Origin of the sequence: Paenibacillus sp. 1_12 (assembly GCF_900114475.1) — a bacterium.
Lineage (GTDB): Bacteria > Bacillota > Bacilli > Paenibacillales > NBRC-103111 > Paenibacillus_S.
This window is the reverse complement of record NZ_FOTE01000006.1, coordinates 192271-209367: the sequence shown is the minus strand read 5'-3', so window position 1 is coordinate 209367 and position 17097 is coordinate 192271. Positions and strand designations below refer to the sequence as shown.

At 43.8% G+C, this 17097-nt stretch carries 16 protein-coding genes; 15 read left to right on the top strand and 1 reads right to left on the bottom strand.

Annotation, left to right across the window (positions count from 1 at the left end; all coding sequences use genetic code 11):
• Positions 1-113 precede the first annotated feature (113 nt).
• From rimM to BM210_RS15595, 9 genes are all read left to right on the top strand, one after another.
• Entirely contained in the window at positions 114-635 is a 522-nt protein-coding gene (gene rimM, locus BM210_RS15635; protein ID WP_091170291.1) for a ribosome maturation factor RimM, read from the top strand.
• Positions 635-1399, top strand: a complete 765-nt coding sequence (gene trmD / locus BM210_RS15630; RefSeq protein ID WP_091169865.1) for a tRNA (guanosine(37)-N1)-methyltransferase TrmD — start codon at positions 635-637, stop codon at positions 1397-1399. The genes rimM and trmD overlap by 1 nt, the downstream gene beginning before the upstream one ends.
• Before the next feature lie 178 nt (positions 1400-1577).
• The gene (gene rplS / locus BM210_RS15625; RefSeq protein ID WP_076232696.1) at positions 1578-1922 is read left to right on the top strand and encodes a 50S ribosomal protein L19; all 345 of its coding nucleotides are present in this window, start codon (positions 1578-1580) and stop codon (positions 1920-1922) included.
• 81 nt (positions 1923-2003) lie between these two features.
• The gene (gene lepB, locus BM210_RS15620; RefSeq protein ID WP_091169863.1) at positions 2004-2579 is read left to right on the top strand and encodes a signal peptidase I; all 576 of its coding nucleotides are present in this window, start codon (positions 2004-2006) and stop codon (positions 2577-2579) included.
• Positions 2580-2615: 36 nt separating this feature from the next.
• Positions 2616-3503: a ribosome biogenesis GTPase YlqF gene (gene ylqF / locus BM210_RS15615; protein ID WP_091169860.1), complete on the top strand. Its 888-nt coding sequence runs from the start codon at positions 2616-2618 to the stop codon at positions 3501-3503.
• Between the two features lie 107 nt (positions 3504-3610).
• Positions 3611-4225 carry a ribonuclease HII gene (locus tag BM210_RS15610; RefSeq protein WP_091169858.1) on the top strand — a complete coding sequence of 205 codons (615 nt, stop codon included), beginning with the start codon at positions 3611-3613 and terminating at the stop codon, positions 4223-4225.
• Between the two features lie 83 nt (positions 4226-4308).
• Positions 4309-6414: a hypothetical protein gene (locus tag BM210_RS15605; RefSeq protein ID WP_091169855.1), complete on the top strand. Its 2106-nt coding sequence runs from the start codon at positions 4309-4311 to the stop codon at positions 6412-6414.
• Positions 6411-6713: an EscU/YscU/HrcU family type III secretion system export apparatus switch protein gene (locus BM210_RS15600; protein ID WP_091169852.1), complete on the top strand. Its 303-nt coding sequence runs from the start codon at positions 6411-6413 to the stop codon at positions 6711-6713. Before BM210_RS15605 ends, BM210_RS15600 begins: the two co-directional genes overlap by 4 nt.
• On the top strand, positions 6706-7077 hold the full coding sequence (locus tag BM210_RS15595) for a YraN family protein (protein ID WP_091169850.1): 372 nt from the start codon (positions 6706-6708) through the stop codon (positions 7075-7077). Before BM210_RS15600 ends, BM210_RS15595 begins: the two co-directional genes overlap by 8 nt.
• Positions 7078-7547: 470 nt before the next feature.
• Here the strand turns inward: BM210_RS15595 and BM210_RS15590 are convergent, their stop codons facing one another.
• Positions 7548-9104 carry a YifB family Mg chelatase-like AAA ATPase gene (locus tag BM210_RS15590; protein ID WP_091169847.1) on the bottom strand — a complete coding sequence of 519 codons (1557 nt, stop codon included), beginning with the start codon at positions 9102-9104 and terminating at the stop codon, positions 7548-7550.
• A 398-nt stretch (positions 9105-9502) separates the two neighbouring features.
• On the opposite strand from BM210_RS15590, the gene sucC reads away from it, so the two are divergent.
• The 6 genes from sucC (at position 9503) to hslV (ending at position 17085) form a co-directional block, all read left to right on the top strand.
• Entirely contained in the window at positions 9503-10663 is a 1161-nt protein-coding gene (sucC, locus tag BM210_RS15585) for an ADP-forming succinate--CoA ligase subunit beta (protein ID WP_091169845.1), read from the top strand.
• A 43-nt stretch (positions 10664-10706) separates the two neighbouring features.
• A complete protein-coding gene (sucD, locus tag BM210_RS15580; protein WP_091169842.1) occupies positions 10707-11636 on the top strand; it encodes a succinate--CoA ligase subunit alpha in 930 nt (309 codons plus the stop codon).
• Between the two features lie 108 nt (positions 11637-11744).
• Positions 11745-12848: a DNA-processing protein DprA gene (gene dprA, locus BM210_RS15575; RefSeq protein WP_091169839.1), complete on the top strand. Its 1104-nt coding sequence runs from the start codon at positions 11745-11747 to the stop codon at positions 12846-12848.
• A gap of 35 nt (positions 12849-12883) precedes the next feature.
• Positions 12884-14968: a type I DNA topoisomerase gene (gene topA, locus BM210_RS15570; protein ID WP_091169836.1), complete on the top strand. Its 2085-nt coding sequence runs from the start codon at positions 12884-12886 to the stop codon at positions 14966-14968.
• Positions 14969-15050: 82 nt separating this feature from the next.
• On the top strand, positions 15051-16373 hold the full coding sequence (gene trmFO, locus BM210_RS15565) for an FADH(2)-oxidizing methylenetetrahydrofolate--tRNA-(uracil(54)-C(5))-methyltransferase TrmFO (protein WP_091169835.1): 1323 nt from the start codon (positions 15051-15053) through the stop codon (positions 16371-16373).
• 166 nt (positions 16374-16539) lie between these two features.
• A complete protein-coding gene (hslV, locus tag BM210_RS15560; RefSeq protein ID WP_091169832.1) occupies positions 16540-17085 on the top strand; it encodes an ATP-dependent protease subunit HslV in 546 nt (181 codons plus the stop codon).
• Positions 17086-17097 lie beyond the last annotated feature (12 nt).

The window sequence follows — 17097 nt, the reverse complement described above, 5'->3', positions numbered from 1 at the left end:
AGCTGAACCATTCTGATATTTCAAGAAAAGCATCATTTAAAACACGAATGTATCGTCGTCGAGTAAGCCTCGATCAAATGTTTTTCATATATGTGTCATTTTCGGAGGGGACTATGAGCGATAAATTGTACACTATCGGTAGAATCGTCAATACACACGGTTTACTGGGGGACTTGAGAGTTTTTCCGGAAACGGATTTTGCAGATGAACGCTTTGCCAAAGGAAGTCAATTGGTATTTGTTGACCCCAAGACGAATGTACGGATTCCAGTCACGATTGAAACAGCACGTGAGCACAAAAAAGTGTTTATCGTTAAGTTTAAAGGGTTTCAACACATCAATGATGTTGAGAAATATAAGGGCTGGCTGCTGAAAGTGGAAGAGAAGTATATGTCCGAGCTGCCGGATGATGAGTTTTATTATCACCAGATTGTTGGCTGTCGTGTGGTGACAGATGAAGGCGAAGAACTCGGAACCATCAGTGAGATACTATCACCAGGGGCGAACGATGTATGGGTGGTGGATCGGCCATCCGGTAAGCCTGTATTGCTTCCTTATATTGATGATGTGGTACTTGAGGTAGATGTTGATAACAAGCTGGTCAAGGTTCATGTTCTGGAAGGCTTGCTGGATTGATGAAAATAGATGTACTTACCTTATTTCCACCAATGTTCGAAGGTGTATTTTCAGCCAGTATATTAGGCAAGGCTCGTGATAAAGGAATCGTTGAGTTGAATACGGTTAATTTTCGTGATTTTGCCAATAATAAGCATAATACGGTTGATGATTATCCTTACGGTGGCGGTGGCGGCATGGTACTAAAGGCAGAGCCGATCTTCTCTGCTGTAGAGTCTTTATGGGATCCTGCTAAGACTGAAGCGCCCAAACCCCGTATTATCCTTATGTGTCCACAAGGTGAGCCGTTCTCCCAGCGAAAGGCAGAGGAATTGGCTCAAGAAGAGCATCTGATTTTCATATGCGGGCACTACGAAGGCTACGATGAGCGTATACGGGAGTTTTTGGTAACTGATGAGCTGTCCATTGGGGATTATGTGTTAACCGGTGGAGAGCTGCCTGCGATGGCTGTAATTGACAGCGTCGTGCGTCTGCTGCCAGGTGTGCTGGGTAACGAAACATCAGCCATTACTGATTCTTTTAGTACGGGACTGCTCGAATATCCGCATTATACGCGGCCTGTGCAGTTTCGAGATTGGCAGGTGCCTGAGATTCTGATTTCAGGACATCATGCAAATATCGAACAGTGGCGCAGGGAGCAAGCGATATTGCGAACCTGGTCCAAACGTCCGGAGCTACTGGCGAACTTTCCTCTTACCCCCAAGGAGAAACGTTGGTTAGCAGAGCTGGAGCTGCAGAAAAATCAACCTGACACAAGTCTATAGAAGCTAGCCGTTTTCTATGGATAAGTTCTTCTAAAAAGGTTGTATTCCATTATTAAGTATGATATTATGTATAACGTTGTGGCAATATTGCCCGATTAAGGTGGTCCTCTACGCACAACTACCCAAGAATCGACTTCAGAGGCGGAATGAACACCTGTGTGGAAGGAGGAAGTAAATTATGAGTAATTTAATTCAAGAGATTACCAAGGATCAAATTCGCCAAGATCTGCCTAAGTTTCGTCCAGGCGATACAGTGAAGATTCACGTTAAAGTTATTGAGGGTACTCGCGAGCGTATTCAGCTATTTGAAGGTGTTGTTATTAAACGCCATGGTGGTGGAATCAGCGAAACTTTCACTGTAAGAAAGATTTCTTACGGTGTAGGCGTTGAAAGAACGTTCCCTCTTAATTCCCCGAAGATTGATAAGCTAGAAGTGGCTCGTCGCGGTAAAGTTCGTCGTGCGAAGCTGTACTACTTGCGTGGTCTTCGTGGTAAAGCGGCTAGAATTCAAGAGATTCGATAAGAAGAGAACAAACGGGGGCTTGTTTACCAAGCTCCTTTTCGTTTTTTACAGAAACGAAGTATCGGGAAGGGCAGGTCTGAGATGGAGCAGGAAAATACCGTGGAAAAATCAAGTCCACTCAAAAAGGAAGCTTGGGAATGGGCTAAAGCGCTTATTATAGCAGCTGCTCTCGTCTTTATTATTCGCTGGTTGATTTTTGCTCCTTTTATTGTGGAAGGGCCGTCCATGGAGCCGAATTTTTATACAAGCGAACGTTTGATCGTGAATAAAATTATTTATTCAATGCGGAAGCCGGAGCGTGGAGAGGTCATTGTGTTCCATGCAACCAAAGATAAGGATTACATAAAACGAGTCATTGCTCTTCCAGGAGAGACCGTTAAAGTCGAAGGCGACAAGGTTTATGTAAACAATCAGGTGCTGGATGAGCCTTATTTGAAACAAGCTTTGGAGGACGCCGCCAAAAAAGGAGTACCCTATAATACTAGGAACTATCCCGAGAAGAAGGTTCCTGATGGGACTATCTTTGTAATGGGAGACAACCGCTCCAACAGTGCGGACAGCCGCGATATCGGATCAATTGAATATGAGAAAGTGGTAGGAAGGGCTGACTTGATTTTCTGGCCGTTTAATAAAATCAGTTTGGTTCATTTTAAATAAGAATAACAGGTTTGGAATAGAAGCTGAGGTGACCGTATGACGATTCAATGGTTTCCAGGTCACATGACAAGAGCAAGGCGTCAGATTCAGGAGAAGCTGAAGCTGATTGATGTCGTGATTGAACTGTTGGACGCACGTATTCCAATGTCCAGCAGAAACCCGATGATTGATGAAATATTGCAAAACAAACCGCGGTTGGTGCTGTTGAACAAGCATGATTTGGCCGACCCTGCAGTGACTGCCGAGTGGGTAGCTTATTTTGCTGAAAGAGGACTTCAGGCCTTACCTGTAGATTCGGCAAATGGTAATCAAATGAAAGACATAATGAATCGCTGTAAAGAGCTGTTTGGTGATAAGATAGCGACACAGATTCGAAAAGGAATGAATCCGCGTCCAGTTCGAGCTTTGATTGTAGGTATTCCTAACGTAGGTAAATCAACATTGACTAATCGTTTGGCTGGAAAAAAAATTGCAGCAACCGGCGATCGTCCTGGAGTGACCAAAGGTCAGCAATGGATCAAGGTTGGCTCGGAGATGGAATTGCTGGACACGCCTGGAATTTTATGGCCCAAATTTGAGGATCAAATGGTTGGTATGCGGCTTGCAGCAACGGGGGCTATTAAAGAAGAGATTCTCAATATTGCAGATATTGCCTTATACGTGGTAAGGTATTTAACTACCCATTACGGAGCTTCCCTGCAGGAGCGGTTTAGCATCGAGAAGCTGCCAGACGATCCTCAGAACACGGATGCGATGGTTGAGGTTATGGAAGCGATTGGACGTAAACGTGGTGCTTTAATAAGCGGTGGACGTGTAGATCTTGAGAAAGCTTCAGCTACCATATTACGTGAGCTGCGTGCTGGCAAGATGGGCCGAATCAGTCTTGAATCTCCAAGCGATATTAAGCAGCCTGAAGCACGCTAATAAGAAGTCACTCTCTTCTGGGTGGCTTTTTTTCGTTTCCGTCATCGCATGTTTCGAGTATAATAAGCCATACAAGCACGTCCGCAGGAGAGGAAGCGATATAAGTTATGCTGGAGTATGAGCGGTCATTATGGGATCAAGGTTTTCAATATATTGCCGGTGTTGATGAAGTGGGTAGAGGCTGTTTGTTCGGCGATGTAGTGGCAGCAGCTGTTATATTGCCGCAGGGTCTTATTTTAGAGGATGTGAATGATTCGAAGAAGCTCTCAGCCAAAAAACGTGAGCAGCAGTATGAACTTATTCAGCAGGAAGCAATAGCGATCAGTATTGGCATTGTTGATGTAAGGATGATTGAGCAAATTAATATAAAACAAGCTTCACGTCTAGCTATGAAGCTTGCAGTAGAAGGTCTTGACCCCATACCTGATTATTTGTTGATTGATGCAGAACAAGTAGATATAGAATTGGCACAGGAGCCTATCATCCACGGTGATGCAGTTAGTCAATCGATTGCAGCCGCTTCGATTATTGCTAAGGTCACGCGTGACCGAATGTGTTTGGAATGGGATAAAACCTATCCTGAATATGGAATCGCGGTTCATAAAGGTTATGCCACAAAGCTGCATCGGGAAAAGCTGTTGGAGCTTGGCTCGACAACGATGCATCGAAAAACGTTTCTGAAAAATATAATGGCGGAATCACGGCAGCTGGAATTGTTTTAAAGGAACCTTGTAGTGAAATGTGGATGGCCATATGCCGATATATATACATAGCTTGATTAATTCCTATGAGGAGGTGCCCACACTTGAATATCAGCGGATTAATCAGAAGTGTACTGAACGACATGCAAGCTTCCGAACCTAAAGTATTAGAACTCAAGGTGGGAGAAGTCGTTAAAGGAATGGTCCTGCAGCTTATTTCCGAATCAGATGCTATCATCAACATTGGTGGTGTGCAAGTACGTGCCAAGCTGGAAACTCCTTTAAAGCAAGGAGAGGTAACCCTGCTTCAGGTTCAGCCTGAGAACAGTTCAGGACAAATGGTTTTAAAACCACTAGGCGCATCTGGTGTGCAAATTGCTGATGGTTCATTAGCAGAGGTACTTAAAAATGTCGGTCTGCCGGATAGTGCGGCAAACCGTCAACTGATCCAAACTCTTCATCAATCGGGAGTGCCACTTTCCAAGGAAATTGTACAGGCTTTTTCCCAACTTCAATCGCAGCTTCCTAATACGGTTTCCCAAGAAGACTGGATTCCTTCAGCTGTGGTTGCGTTTCAAAAAGGAATTCCACTTACTGGGGAAACCGTCACCGCAGTCAAACAGGCAATGACAGGTCCTGCTTTTCATGAGACCCTGCAGCAATTAGATGACCAAATGACCAAGCTTTTATCCGATAATCAAACCTTGTCGACTTCAGCGAAATCAGCAATAGAAACGTTCAAAAGTGTGGTTGCAGTCGTAAAGGAGGCATCCGGTGAACTTATACCCAATATAGCATCACAGCTTTCAGATACGGAGGTTGAGAATCTGCTGACCGTAACCAAAGAGGCTGGTCGTCAGCAGAATGGATCACAACCGTCTGTAGCGGCTTCAAATACTACGGAGTCAAGTAGTGGGCAAGGTGCTATATTACCCGGTAAAAGCGAATCTGGTGCGGCTGTGAGCTCGAATCAGGCAGGGCCAGCTTTACATGCAGGTGAAGGAAGCTCGGCAAGTGCAAAAACAGCTTCATCTCAAGCGGATTCTACATTACAATTAACCAAGCCTAACCCTGCGCTAAATAAGGCGGCAGATGAGGGTCCCAATACAACAACCGTTCAAGCAAAAGCGGGTTCGCCAAATGTAGAGCAAGCTTCGACGCTTACTGTAAAATCAGCTGACACACTTTCTCTGACTCAGACTAATTTGTCATCCCGAGTTGAATCCGGTGCAAACTTGTCAACGGAAAATGCGCGTCTAGTTGGAGGGACTACCCAATCGCAATCGACGGCTAATAACAGTGGAACCGCCTCCGCCGCGACAGACAGCGAAGTTAACTCGAATCCTGAGCAAACGAATTCCCAGCAGATGAGGGAATCCGTTGTTCGTTCGAATCAGCCGCAATCGGCAGTGGGAAGAGAAGCTGCAATTCTTCCATCGGAAATTCCGACGGATACGGGTGAACATTGGATTTCCAAGCTGATTAAGGCGGTTGGGGTGGAGCATGAGCATGCGATATTTAAACTACCGGATAAAAACGGTCTTGATGGTCAACTGTTGACTGCTGCAAGCATAACGGATCGAAGCTCAGATTTACAAGCACCCGCCGGTGCTCAGCAGGATCCATTAAAATCAGTAGATACGCTAAAAAGCGCGCTTCTTATGCTTGTGCAATCAGACGATACTCCTGCAGCTTTGAAAGAGACAGCACAGCAAGCGATCCAACAGATAACAGGCCAGCAATTGCTGCTGAATACGGATCGAACCTCAGCTTTTTCAAACATTACGATGTTCATTCCAATTATCAATGCCAATGGGGAACAAACCGCAGCTATTCACATTCAATCCCGAAAAGGTGCGCGTGGTGAAATTGATGCGAATAATTGCCGACTTGTATTTGATTTGCGCATGAAGGCATTAGGAGATACGATGATCGATGTTCAGGTGGTAGATCGGATTGTCAGTCTGCGTGTATTAAATGATCAGCCATTTATACAACCATTATTGGAATCTTATCGTGAGGAAATAGCAGAGGGGTTAACGAAAATTGGTTATCAATTTATTTCTCTGAAATGCAGTGCCTATCCTGAAAAGGGTCAACCTGCGGAAGATAAAGCTGCCGGCAGCTCCATGACCGATTCCAATCTGTCAAACCAGTTAAAGTCGATATATGGCAAGAAGCCATACAAAGGAATGGATGTACGCGTATGAAGCCTCAAAATCCCAATCCATTAAAAAAAGCAATAGCTCTAAAATATGCGCCTGGAGAGAAAAGTGCTCCAGTGCTTGTAGCCAAAGGCAAAGGGCATATGGCAGAAGCTATCATGAGAAAAGCGAAAGAAAACGGAGTGCCTATTCAGGAGGATTCTTCGCTCGTAGAGGTTCTATCCAAACTGGAATTAGATCAGGAAATTCCCCCAGAGCTCTATAAACTGGTTGCGGAAATATTAAGCTTTGTGTATCGATCTGATGGGCGGGCCAAGCAAATACAGGTTAAATCTTATGAATAAGCAGCTGACACGTAAACAACTGGGTGCTCTTGGGGAAGAGTTGGCTTGGACTTATCTGGAGGAACAGCATTATGAACTCATTGAAAAAAACTGGCGCTGTCGAACCGGTGAAATCGATCTGATTGTGATGGAAGATAGCTGCCTAGTATTTGTGGAAGTGCGAACACGCAGCGGCAGCCCATTATTTGGGACACCACAAGAATCGGTTAATGCCAAAAAGCAGCAGCAGGTGATGGAAACCGCCCAGTTTTACGTGCATCGTTATCAAAAGCAGCATCTTCAGCTTCGATTTGACGTCATTAGTATCATAACAACAAAGACAGGTACTCAAGTTTCTTTGAATCATCTGGTCAATGCTTTTTAAATGAGCAATGAGTGTATATGAGAAAAATAGCCGATTAACGCCATCCTTTAGGTTGGGTTTTCGGCTTTTTGTTTAATATTCGTTGAATAAATGTTCGGTGTTTTTTGGTTTCCATAATCCTATTAATTTCATCCATGACCAATCTTAATCGTTCATCTTCTGTACTGACCTTGCGTAGTTCTGTATAAGCAAATTTACTCACGTCGAGTATCCTTTCCAAAAACAAATTTTAGAGACAAATATACAGTGGAGGCAAGAAAAATAAATCCTAGAGCATTCCACAATCCCAGCATCATACAAGATCACTCCAATATTATCAGGTGATGCTATTATACTATATTTTGTTGAATTATGTCGTAATTTGAATAAAAATTTAGGTATTTAGTATGAAGATTTGAATTATTGTAACAAAAAAAGACGAATTATGGTTAATTCGTCCTTCAATCAGGAAAGATTGCCTATATCATTAACTAGCGAATGTGGCTCGGTGATTGTGTTTTTTTATCCAGACAACGATACTGCAGAGCTTCAGCCAAATGAGGAATAGCTAACTGTTGACTACCATCCAGATCAGCTATCGTGCGTGCAATTTTGAGAATCCGATCATAGGCCCGCACACTTAGGCCAAGCACTTCGAACGATTTTTGGAGCAGCTGCTCGGCCTCCATACTCAACTGGCAGTGAGCTTTCAACAAAGTACCGGACAGCTCACTATTGAATGTGATGGAAGAATGCTGATACCTCTTAAGTTGAATATGGCGAGCTCGGTCGACATGAGCTTTTATTTCTTTAGAAGAGAGCTGTGCTGTTTTTTCAACAATCTGACCATACTCAATACGAGGCACTTCAATCTGCAAATCGATTCGATCCAGCAGGGGGCCTGATATTTTGGAACGATAATGCTCAATCTTGAGTGTACTGCAGGTGCAAGCATGAGCAGCCGTTTCAGCACCCCAATACCCGCACGGACAAGGGTTCATTGATGCTGCGAAAATAAAATTTGCCGGGAAACGGTACGAGGCGCGTGCCCTTCCTATCGTAACATGCCGTTCTTCCAGTGGCTGTCGCAGTACCTCCAGAACATTACGTGAAAACTCAGGCAGCTCATCCAAAAATAATACGCCGCGATGAGCCAAGCTGATTTCGCCTGGTTTAGGAACAGAACCCCCACCAACCAGACCGGCAGCAGAAACAGAATGGTGCGGCATTCGAAATGGTCGCTCTCGTATCAAACTGCTGCGGTCTGCAAACTTACCGGATGCGCTATAAATTTTTGTCACCTCGAGAGCTTCCTGGTCGGACATGGAAGGAAGAATCGAGGGCAGTCTTTTGACAAGCATCGTTTTGCCTGTGCCTGGGGGCCCAAGAAGCAGAATGTTATGCATCCCTGCTGCACAAATCATAAGAGCTCTTTTCGCTTGCATTTGACCGTGAACATCCGAAAAATCATCATTAGAAGCAGGAATGCTGAAGTTCGATGGTTGTGATTTAGATGGTAAATATTTAGTGGGGTTAAATAGTTCAGTGATCCCTGTTTGAAGCTCATTCATATGAGAAAGACTACCAATCTCAACATCCGGGATTAATGCAGCTTCCTGAACATTAAGCTTAGGTATCAATATGCGGCTTATGCCTTGTTCTCTGGCGGAGACGATCATGGACAATACACCAGGGATTGCTCGCACAGTTCCGTCCAAGGCCAATTCACCCAAAATGAGGATTTGCTCAGGGAACTCCAGTTCCAACTGGCCGCTTGTATTTAAAATGCCCATAGCGATTGCCAAATCGAATGCCGAGCCTTCCTTGCGCACATCAGCGGGAGCAAGATTAATCGTGATACGCTGCAGAGGAAACGTATATCCGCAATTTTTGATAGCAGCTCTTACACGTTCTATCGACTCCTTAACCGCGCTGTCAGGGAGGCCAACGATATTCATTTGCGGCAAACCATTGCTTAGATCCACCTCGACCTCAACGAGCTTTCCTTCAACTCCATGCAGGCAGGCACTCATCACTTTTCCGTACACAAAAAACACCTTCCCTTATCATCGTTCCATTCGGGCAAAAGGTGCTTCCTCATCGTCCATATGATTTTTCCTTATTGTACCATAAATCAGTTTGAAGGCAATTGAATTATAGATGATTACATGCTTTATTATTTCCTCGGGAATGATATAATACGGGATTTTTTTCAGTACCATAAAAAAGTTTAATTGAAAAATGACAGCTTTCCGTGAAAAAAGAAGGAAACTATCGAAAATTAATGGTACAATGGTTAAGGTTTTGTTGAGTTATCTGCGCTCAGCAGGATTTTGTATGCATCACAGCGAATATTTCCTTCGTTTGATGAGGAGCTTGCACATTCGCTGCAGTTCTTGCTTATATAGAAATTAGCAAGCTATTACTGATAGGAGGATTTTGCTAAATGAATATCCATGAGTATCAAGGCAAACAGTTGCTGAAGCAATACGGAGTTGCCGTCCCTAATGGGAAGGTTGCTTTCACAGTGGAAGAAGCAGTTGAAGCTGCAAAACAACTCGGAACTCCGGTTGTTGTTGTTAAGGCACAGATTCATGCAGGCGGACGCGGTAAAGCTGGCGGAGTTAAAGTAGCCAAAGGCCTGGACGAGGTTCGTACATATGCCGAACAAATCCTAGGCAAAGTTCTAGTCACTCATCAGACAGGTCCTGAGGGTAAAGAAGTTAAACGCCTCTTAATCGAAGAAGGCTGTGACATTAAAAAAGAATACTACATCGGAGTCGTGGTTGACCGCGAAACCGGACGTGTAGTTATGATGGCGTCTGAAGAAGGCGGCACAGAAATCGAAGAAGTAGCTGAGCATTCACCAGAAAAAATCTTCAAAGAAGTAATTGATCCAGCTATCGGATTACAAGCATTCCAGGCACGTAAGCTTGCTTATGCAATCAAGATCCCGACTGAATTGGTGAACAAAGCCGTCAAGTTCATGGTAGCCTTGTACACAGCGTTTGTTGAAAAGGATTGTTCCATTGCAGAAATCAATCCGTTGGTTGTAACAGGTAGCGGAGAAGTGATGGCACTTGATGCCAAGCTGAATTTTGATTCCAATGCTTTGTATCGTCATAAAGACATTTTGGAGCTTCGTGACCTTGAAGAAGAGGACGAGAAAGAAATTCAGGCTTCCAAATTTGATTTGAGCTATATTGCGCTTGAAGGAAACATCGGTTGTATGGTCAATGGTGCAGGTCTTGCCATGGCAACAATGGATATTATTAAATATTATGGCGGGAATCCGGCCAACTTCCTAGACGTAGGGGGCGGTGCTACAACGGAGAAGGTTACAGAAGCGTTCAAAATCATCCTTTCTGACGAAGCGGTCAAGGGTATTTTTGTTAATATCTTTGGTGGCATTATGAAATGTGATATTATCGCTAACGGTGTCGTTGAAGCTGCGAAGCAATTAGGCTTGACGCGTCCGCTTGTCGTTCGTTTGGAAGGTACTAATGTAGAGCTTGGTAAGAAAATTTTGAATGAATCCGGTTTGAATATCGTAACAGCTGACTCGATGGCTGATGGCGCTCAAAAAATCGTGGCTCTGGTTTCCTAAATCATAATTAATTAATCAATTCAAGGGATGTGACCTATACCAAATGAGTATTTTAGTAAATAAGGATACAAAAGTTATCACTCAAGGGATCACTGGCTCCGTAGGTATGTTCCACACTAAAGGTGGTCTTGATTACGGAACACAAATGGTTGGCGGTGTAACACCGGGTAAAGGCGGAACGAAGATTGATATTGAATTAGAGGATGGCTCTACTGCATCCCTTCCAGTATTCAATACAGTAGCCGAAGCTAAGCAAGCAACTGGCGCTACAGTTTCCGTTATTTATGTGCCTCCTGCATTTGCAGCAGATGCTATTTTGGAAGCAATCGATGCTGAGTTGGAATTGGTTATTTGTATCACAGAAGGTATTCCGGTACTGGATATGGTAAAAGTAGCGCGCTATCTGGAAGGCAAGAAAACTCGTTTAATCGGTCCTAACTGCCCAGGTGTGATTACACCAGGCGAATGCAAAATTGGAATCATGCCAGGATATATCCACACACCAGGTCATGTAGGCGTAGTTTCCCGTAGTGGAACTTTGACTTATGAAGCCGTTCACCAATTGACAACTCGCGGCATTGGTCAATCGTCAGCTGTCGGTATCGGTGGAGACCCTGTTAAAGGCTCCGAGTTCATTGATATTTTACAATTGTTCAATGATGATCCAGATACTTATGCCGTTATCATGATTGGTGAAATCGGTGGAACAGCTGAAGAAGAAGCAGCAGAATGGATTGCGGCTAATATGACTAAACCGGTAGTAGGCTTTATCGGTGGTCAAACAGCTCCTCCAGGAAAAAGAATGGGCCATGCAGGCGCAATCATTTCCGGTGGTAAAGGTACGGCAGCTGAAAAAGTAGCAACCATGGAGCGCTGCGGACTTAAAGTAGCCCCAACACCTTCTGAAATGGGATCTACTTTGGTAAGTGTTTTAGAGGAAAAAGGACTTTTAGAAAAATGTATTACTAAATAAATAACGATTGATAGGCAAGAAGCCTTCTACTCCTTAACTGGAATAGAAGGCTTTTTTGTATACAAATATAGACCAAAAGTTGTTCTCAATGGAGGAGTGATATATACTATGGACAATCGAACCCTGCTCATCATGCTTCATCAAACCGATGCGATCGGCTGGAAAACCATTTTACGGATCGTAAGTTGTTTTCCAGAATTGATCGAAGCCGTGCAACTAACGCCTGCCGATTGGCAGCAATTAGGACTTACAGAGGCAAGAGCAAATGCGGTTGTTAAAGCTTTTAAGGAAGCAACAACCGAGAGGGTGGAACAGGTGCTGGAGAAATATCGTGCCAGACAGATTGAGATCGTTACCCTATTCGATCCAAGCTACCCCCATTTATTGAAGCAGACGAGCCAGCCGCCTTGGGTTCTCTATACTCGAGGACGAATAGAACTGTTCGATTCGACTTGTATTTCAATAGTAGGAACACGAAATCCGACTGCCTATGGCCGTAAAATCGCAGAACAGTTTTCAGAAGAGCTGTCTTCTGCAAATGTGTGCGTAATCAGTGGATTGGCCAGAGGGATTGACAGTTCAGCTCATATTGGTGCACTTCGCCAGAAAGGCTCTACCCTCGCAGTATTGGGATGCGGTATCGATCACATATACCCGCCTGAAAACAAGGGGCTTTATTGGACTATAGCTGAGCAGGGCATGCTGGTTAGCGAGTATCCCTTGGGCACCAAGTCACATCCAGGTATGTTCCCTCAACGAAATCGGATCATAGCAGGCTTGAGTTTTGGTGTTGTTGTTGTTGAAGCCGCACTTCAAAGCGGTTCACTCATCACAGCAGACCAGGCATTGGATGAATCACGTGATGTGTTTGCGATTCCTGGCCCCGTGTCTTCACCCAAAAGTCAAGGAACGCTTGCACTTATTAAGCAAGGCGCTAAGCTCGTTAGCTGTGTTGAGGATATATTGGAAGAATACCGTCTTCGGATAACATCAGACCCAGCGAGACATAGTAAGCATATACAAATACAACAACAAAAGCTGACAGCTGATGAGCAAATCATAGCTGAGCTTCTGCAGCATCGGCCCTTAAGTATTGATGAACTGCTAATAGGCAGTCAATTTACCTTTGGACATTTGCACGCAGTTCTGTTAAATTTACTAATGACTAAGCGCGTGGAACAATTACCTGGTTCTCTATACGCTATTTGTTAGCTATATATATCAAAATTGAGGGGGGAAGGACGCTTATGGCAGATTCTTTAGTCATTGTGGAGTCACCCGCAAAAGCAAAAACAATCGGCAAGTACTTAGGCAGCAAGTTTATTGTAAAAGCATCAATGGGCCATATACGTGATCTTCCGAAAAGCCAAATTGGTGTTGAAATAAATAATAATTTTGAACCTAAATACATTACGATCCGCGGAAAAGGCTCCATTCTTAAAGAACTTAAAGATGCTCGAAAAAAGGTGAAAAGAGTTTACCTGGCGGCTGACCCGGATCGTGAAGGTGAAGCGATTGCATGGCATCTAGCCCATTATCTGGAACTGGATGAAGCAGAGGAATGCCGTGTCGTATTTAATGAAATCACGAAGCAAGCGGTCAAGGATGCTTTTAAAACACCTCGTAAAATCGATCTGGATCTCGTTAATGCTCAACAAGCCAGACGTATTCTGGACCGTCTTGTCGGTTACAAAATCAGTCCGCTGCTCTGGAAAAAAGTTAAAAAAGGCTTGTCTGCTGGACGGGTTCAATCTGTAGCCGTAAAGCTTATTTATGATCGTGAGAATGAAGTGAAGGCTTTTGTTCCTGAAGAATATTGGTCTATCACGGCAAAGCTGCTAGCCGGAACGAGTGAGTTTGAGGCAAAGTTCCATAGTATACATGGTGAAAAGAAAGAACTGAATAGCGAGCAAGAAGTGAATGAAATCCTAAGCGGCCTGGAAAAAGCCAAATATGTGATTCAAGAGGTTAAAGAAAAAGAACGCTTGCGTAACCCCTCGGCTCCTTTTATCACAAGCTCCTTGCAGCAGGAAGCAGCTCGCAAACTGAATTTCCGTGCATCGAAAACGATGTCAGTAGCTCAACAATTATATGAAGGCATTGAACTCGGAAGCGAAGGCACTGTAGGTTTAATTACTTATATGCGTACGGATTCAACTAGAGTTTCTCCTATTGCTCAAGAAGAAGCTAAAGATTTCATCGTGAACAAATATGGGGAAGCATTTTATCCGGAAACACCCCGTATATATATCAAAAAAGCAGCCAATGCCCAGGATGCCCATGAAGCGATACGTCCCAGCTCCATTTTACGTGAGCCTGATCAAATGAAAGAGCACTTGAGTCGTGATCAGCATCGTTTATATAAGCTTGTTTGGGAACGTTTTGTAGCAAGTCAAATGGCTTCTGCTGTTCTAGATACAATGACTGTGGATATTGCGGCAGGAGATGCTGTGTTTCGTGCTGCAGGGTCCAAAATGAAATTTGCTGGTTTCATGAAGGTATATGTGGAAGGAAACGATGATGGTACGACAGAAGAAGACAAGCTGCTTCCCCCGTTAAAAAAGGGAGACAAACTGAAGAATAATCAGCTTGAGCCTAAGCAGCACTTTACTCAACCGCCACCACGGTACACCGAAGCACGTTTGGTAAAGGCGCTTGAAGAGATGGGAATCGGTCGTCCGAGTACCTATGCACCGACACTGGAAACGATTCAGAAGCGCGGCTATGTGGCGATTGATGAAAAAAAGTTTGTTCCTACCGAGCTTGGTGAGCTGGTCATCCAACAAATGATCGAGTATTTTCCGGAGATCCTGGATGTCGAATTTACTGCTCACATGGAAGGTGAGCTTGATAATGTTGAGGGTGGAACCGAGAACTGGGTTAAGGTACTTGGTGACTTTTATCAATCATTCGAAAAAAGGCTTGAATTTGCCGAAGAAGAAATGGAAAAGATTGAAATTAAGGATGAGGTATCAGACGAAATTTGTGAAAAATGCGGACTTCATCTCGTATATAAAATGGGACGCTTCGGTAAGTTTCTGGCTTGCTCGGGTTTTCCAGATTGTCGCAATACGAAACCGATCGTGAAGGACATTGGCGTGATCTGTCCGACCTGTAAGGTGGGTCATATTATTGAACGACGCAGCAAAAAAGGTCGAGTCTTTTATGGCTGTGATCAATATCCTGCCTGTGAGTTCGTGTCCTGGGATAAGCCCGTAGAGCAGCCATGCCCGAAATGTGGCTCAATGCTGATCGAAAAAAGAAACAAAAACGGAGTATTCCATCAATGTGTTCAATGTGATTTTAAAGAAGAAGTTCAGGAAAATGAGTAAATACTCGCCAATTCTATGAATGTATAATAAAGTTGAAGCTTGTGAATTCATTTTCCGTGGATAAGTTTAGGAGGATATTATTGTGTCAGAACTACCAAGTGTAACCGTAATCGGGGCTGGCTTGGCTGGCAGTGAAGCCGCATGGCAAATTGCTAATCAAGGTGTCCCTGTTATTCTATATGAAATGCGTCCTGTAAAGAAAACCCCTGCGCATATCTCAGATCAGTTTGCTGAATTAGTTTGCAGCAATTCGCTTCGTGCGAATGGACTTGCCAATGCCGTAGGTGTATTAAAGGAAGAAATGCGCCACCTCAATTCGTTGATTCTTCGTTGTGCCGATAAGCATGCAGTACCTGCAGGCGGAGCGTTGGCTGTGGATCGTGATGGGTTTTCAGGTGAAGTGACTTCCATGCTGCGGAATCATCCGTTAATTGAGGTGCGGAATGAGGAACTGGAATCGCTTCCTGAGGGAATTACTGTAGTAGCAACAGGCCCTCTAACCTCACCGGCGCTTTCTGCACATCTTCAGCAGCTTATGGGAGAAGAGTATTTGTATTTTTATGATGCTGCTGCTCCAATCATTGAGAAGGATTCCATTGATATGAGCAAGGTGTATCTGGCATCCCGTTATGATAAAGGAGAAGCTGCTTATCTGAACTGTCCGATGACTGAAGAGGAGTTCAATGTTTTTCATGATGCCCTTATATCAGCTGAAGTGGCGCCAATTAAAGATTTTGAGAAAGAAATTTATTTTGAAGGCTGTATGCCGATTGAGGTTATGTCGCAAAGAGGTAAGCAAACGGCATTATTTGGCCCTATGAAGCCTGTGGGATTAATCAACCCGCATACGAATGAACTTCCATACGCTGTCGTTCAATTGCGTCAAGATAACGCTGCAGGAACCTTATATAATATGGTAGGCTTTCAAACTCATTTGAAATGGGGAGAGCAAAAACGGGTGTTTTCATTAATACCTGGTTTGGAAAATGCCGAATTTGTTCGTTATGGTGTTATGCATCGCAATACATTTATTAACTCCCCTAAGCTGCTGAAGCCAACCTATCAGTTCGTAAAAAGAGATAATTTGTTTTTTGCGGGCCAAATGACGGGTGTTGAAGGCTATGTGGAATCGGCTGCTTCCGGATTAATAGCGGGTATAAATGCGGGACGTTTTGCAAAAGGTAAAGAGTGTATAACATTACCGGCTGATACCACATTGGGCAGCATGGCGAATTATATTACGACTGCCGATTTCAATCATTTTCAACCGATGAATGCTAACTTCGGGCTTTTACCTCCTTTGGGAGAAAGATTTAAAAGCAAAAAGTTGAAAAACGAAAAAATCGCGCAGCGTGCAATTGAGAAAATTCAGAATTTTTCACAAAACGAATACAATTTAACTTGAAACCAAAAGCATTACTATGATAATATAAGTTTCGGGCTTAAATAATAAGATAATATTTTGAATACAGTGAACCTCTTATCGCGGCTGCCTGATTTGTGCGACTCGATCGAGGTTTTTCTATTGTATGATCCGGTTTTACAGATTACTTTTTGGAGGTAGGTTTTGAATGGAGCAAACCTTTCATGCAACAACGATTTTTGCTATTAAGCATCAAGGAAAAGGTGCGATTGCCGGCGATGGACAAGTAACTTTCGGTAACAGCATGGTTATGAAGAATTCAGCAAAAAAAGTGAGAAGACTGTACCGTGGCAAAGTGGTAGCAGGTTTTGCAGGAAGTGTTGCGGATGCGATTACTTTATTTGAAAAGTTCGAAGCCAAGCTTGAGGAGCATCAAGGCAATCTTCAAAGAGCTGCCGTAGAGCTTGCCAAAGAATGGCGATCTGATCGTGTGCTGCGCAGGCTGGAAGCCATGATGATCGTAATGGACGCCAACTATGTCCTTTTGATTTCTGGTAATGGCGAAATTATCGAGCCAGATGACGGTATTTTGGCGATTGGTTCAGGCGGCTCTTTTGCACTGGCGGCTGGACGTGCACTTCATCGATATGCCCCTGATATGAGTGCTAAGGAAATCGCGCAGGCGGCATTAACCATGGCAGCTGAAATTTGTGTATTTACCAATCACAATATTATAGTAGAAGAAATCGAATAGGATGAGGGAGGT

What these genes read in the sequence shown, in the direction of transcription:
- rimM (WP_091170291.1), top strand. Translation starts at nt 114, where the DNA reads ATGAGCGATAAATTGTACACTATCGGTAGAATCGTCAATACACACGGT.
- trmD (WP_091169865.1), top strand. Translation starts at nt 635, where the DNA reads ATGAAAATAGATGTACTTACCTTATTTCCACCAATGTTCGAAGGTGTA.
- rplS (WP_076232696.1), top strand. Translation starts at nt 1,578, where the DNA reads ATGAGTAATTTAATTCAAGAGATTACCAAGGATCAAATTCGCCAAGAT.
- lepB (WP_091169863.1), top strand. Translation starts at nt 2,004, where the DNA reads ATGGAGCAGGAAAATACCGTGGAAAAATCAAGTCCACTCAAAAAGGAA.
- ylqF (WP_091169860.1), top strand. Translation starts at nt 2,616, where the DNA reads ATGACGATTCAATGGTTTCCAGGTCACATGACAAGAGCAAGGCGTCAG.
- BM210_RS15610 (WP_091169858.1), top strand. Translation starts at nt 3,611, where the DNA reads ATGCTGGAGTATGAGCGGTCATTATGGGATCAAGGTTTTCAATATATT.
- BM210_RS15600 (WP_091169852.1), top strand. Translation starts at nt 6,411, where the DNA reads ATGAAGCCTCAAAATCCCAATCCATTAAAAAAAGCAATAGCTCTAAAA.
- BM210_RS15595 (WP_091169850.1), top strand. Translation starts at nt 6,706, where the DNA reads ATGAATAAGCAGCTGACACGTAAACAACTGGGTGCTCTTGGGGAAGAG.
- sucC (WP_091169845.1), top strand. Translation starts at nt 9,503, where the DNA reads ATGAATATCCATGAGTATCAAGGCAAACAGTTGCTGAAGCAATACGGA.
- sucD (WP_091169842.1), top strand. Translation starts at nt 10,707, where the DNA reads ATGAGTATTTTAGTAAATAAGGATACAAAAGTTATCACTCAAGGGATC.
- dprA (WP_091169839.1), top strand. Translation starts at nt 11,745, where the DNA reads ATGGACAATCGAACCCTGCTCATCATGCTTCATCAAACCGATGCGATC.
- topA (WP_091169836.1), top strand. Translation starts at nt 12,884, where the DNA reads ATGGCAGATTCTTTAGTCATTGTGGAGTCACCCGCAAAAGCAAAAACA.
- hslV (WP_091169832.1), top strand. Translation starts at nt 16,540, where the DNA reads ATGGAGCAAACCTTTCATGCAACAACGATTTTTGCTATTAAGCATCAA.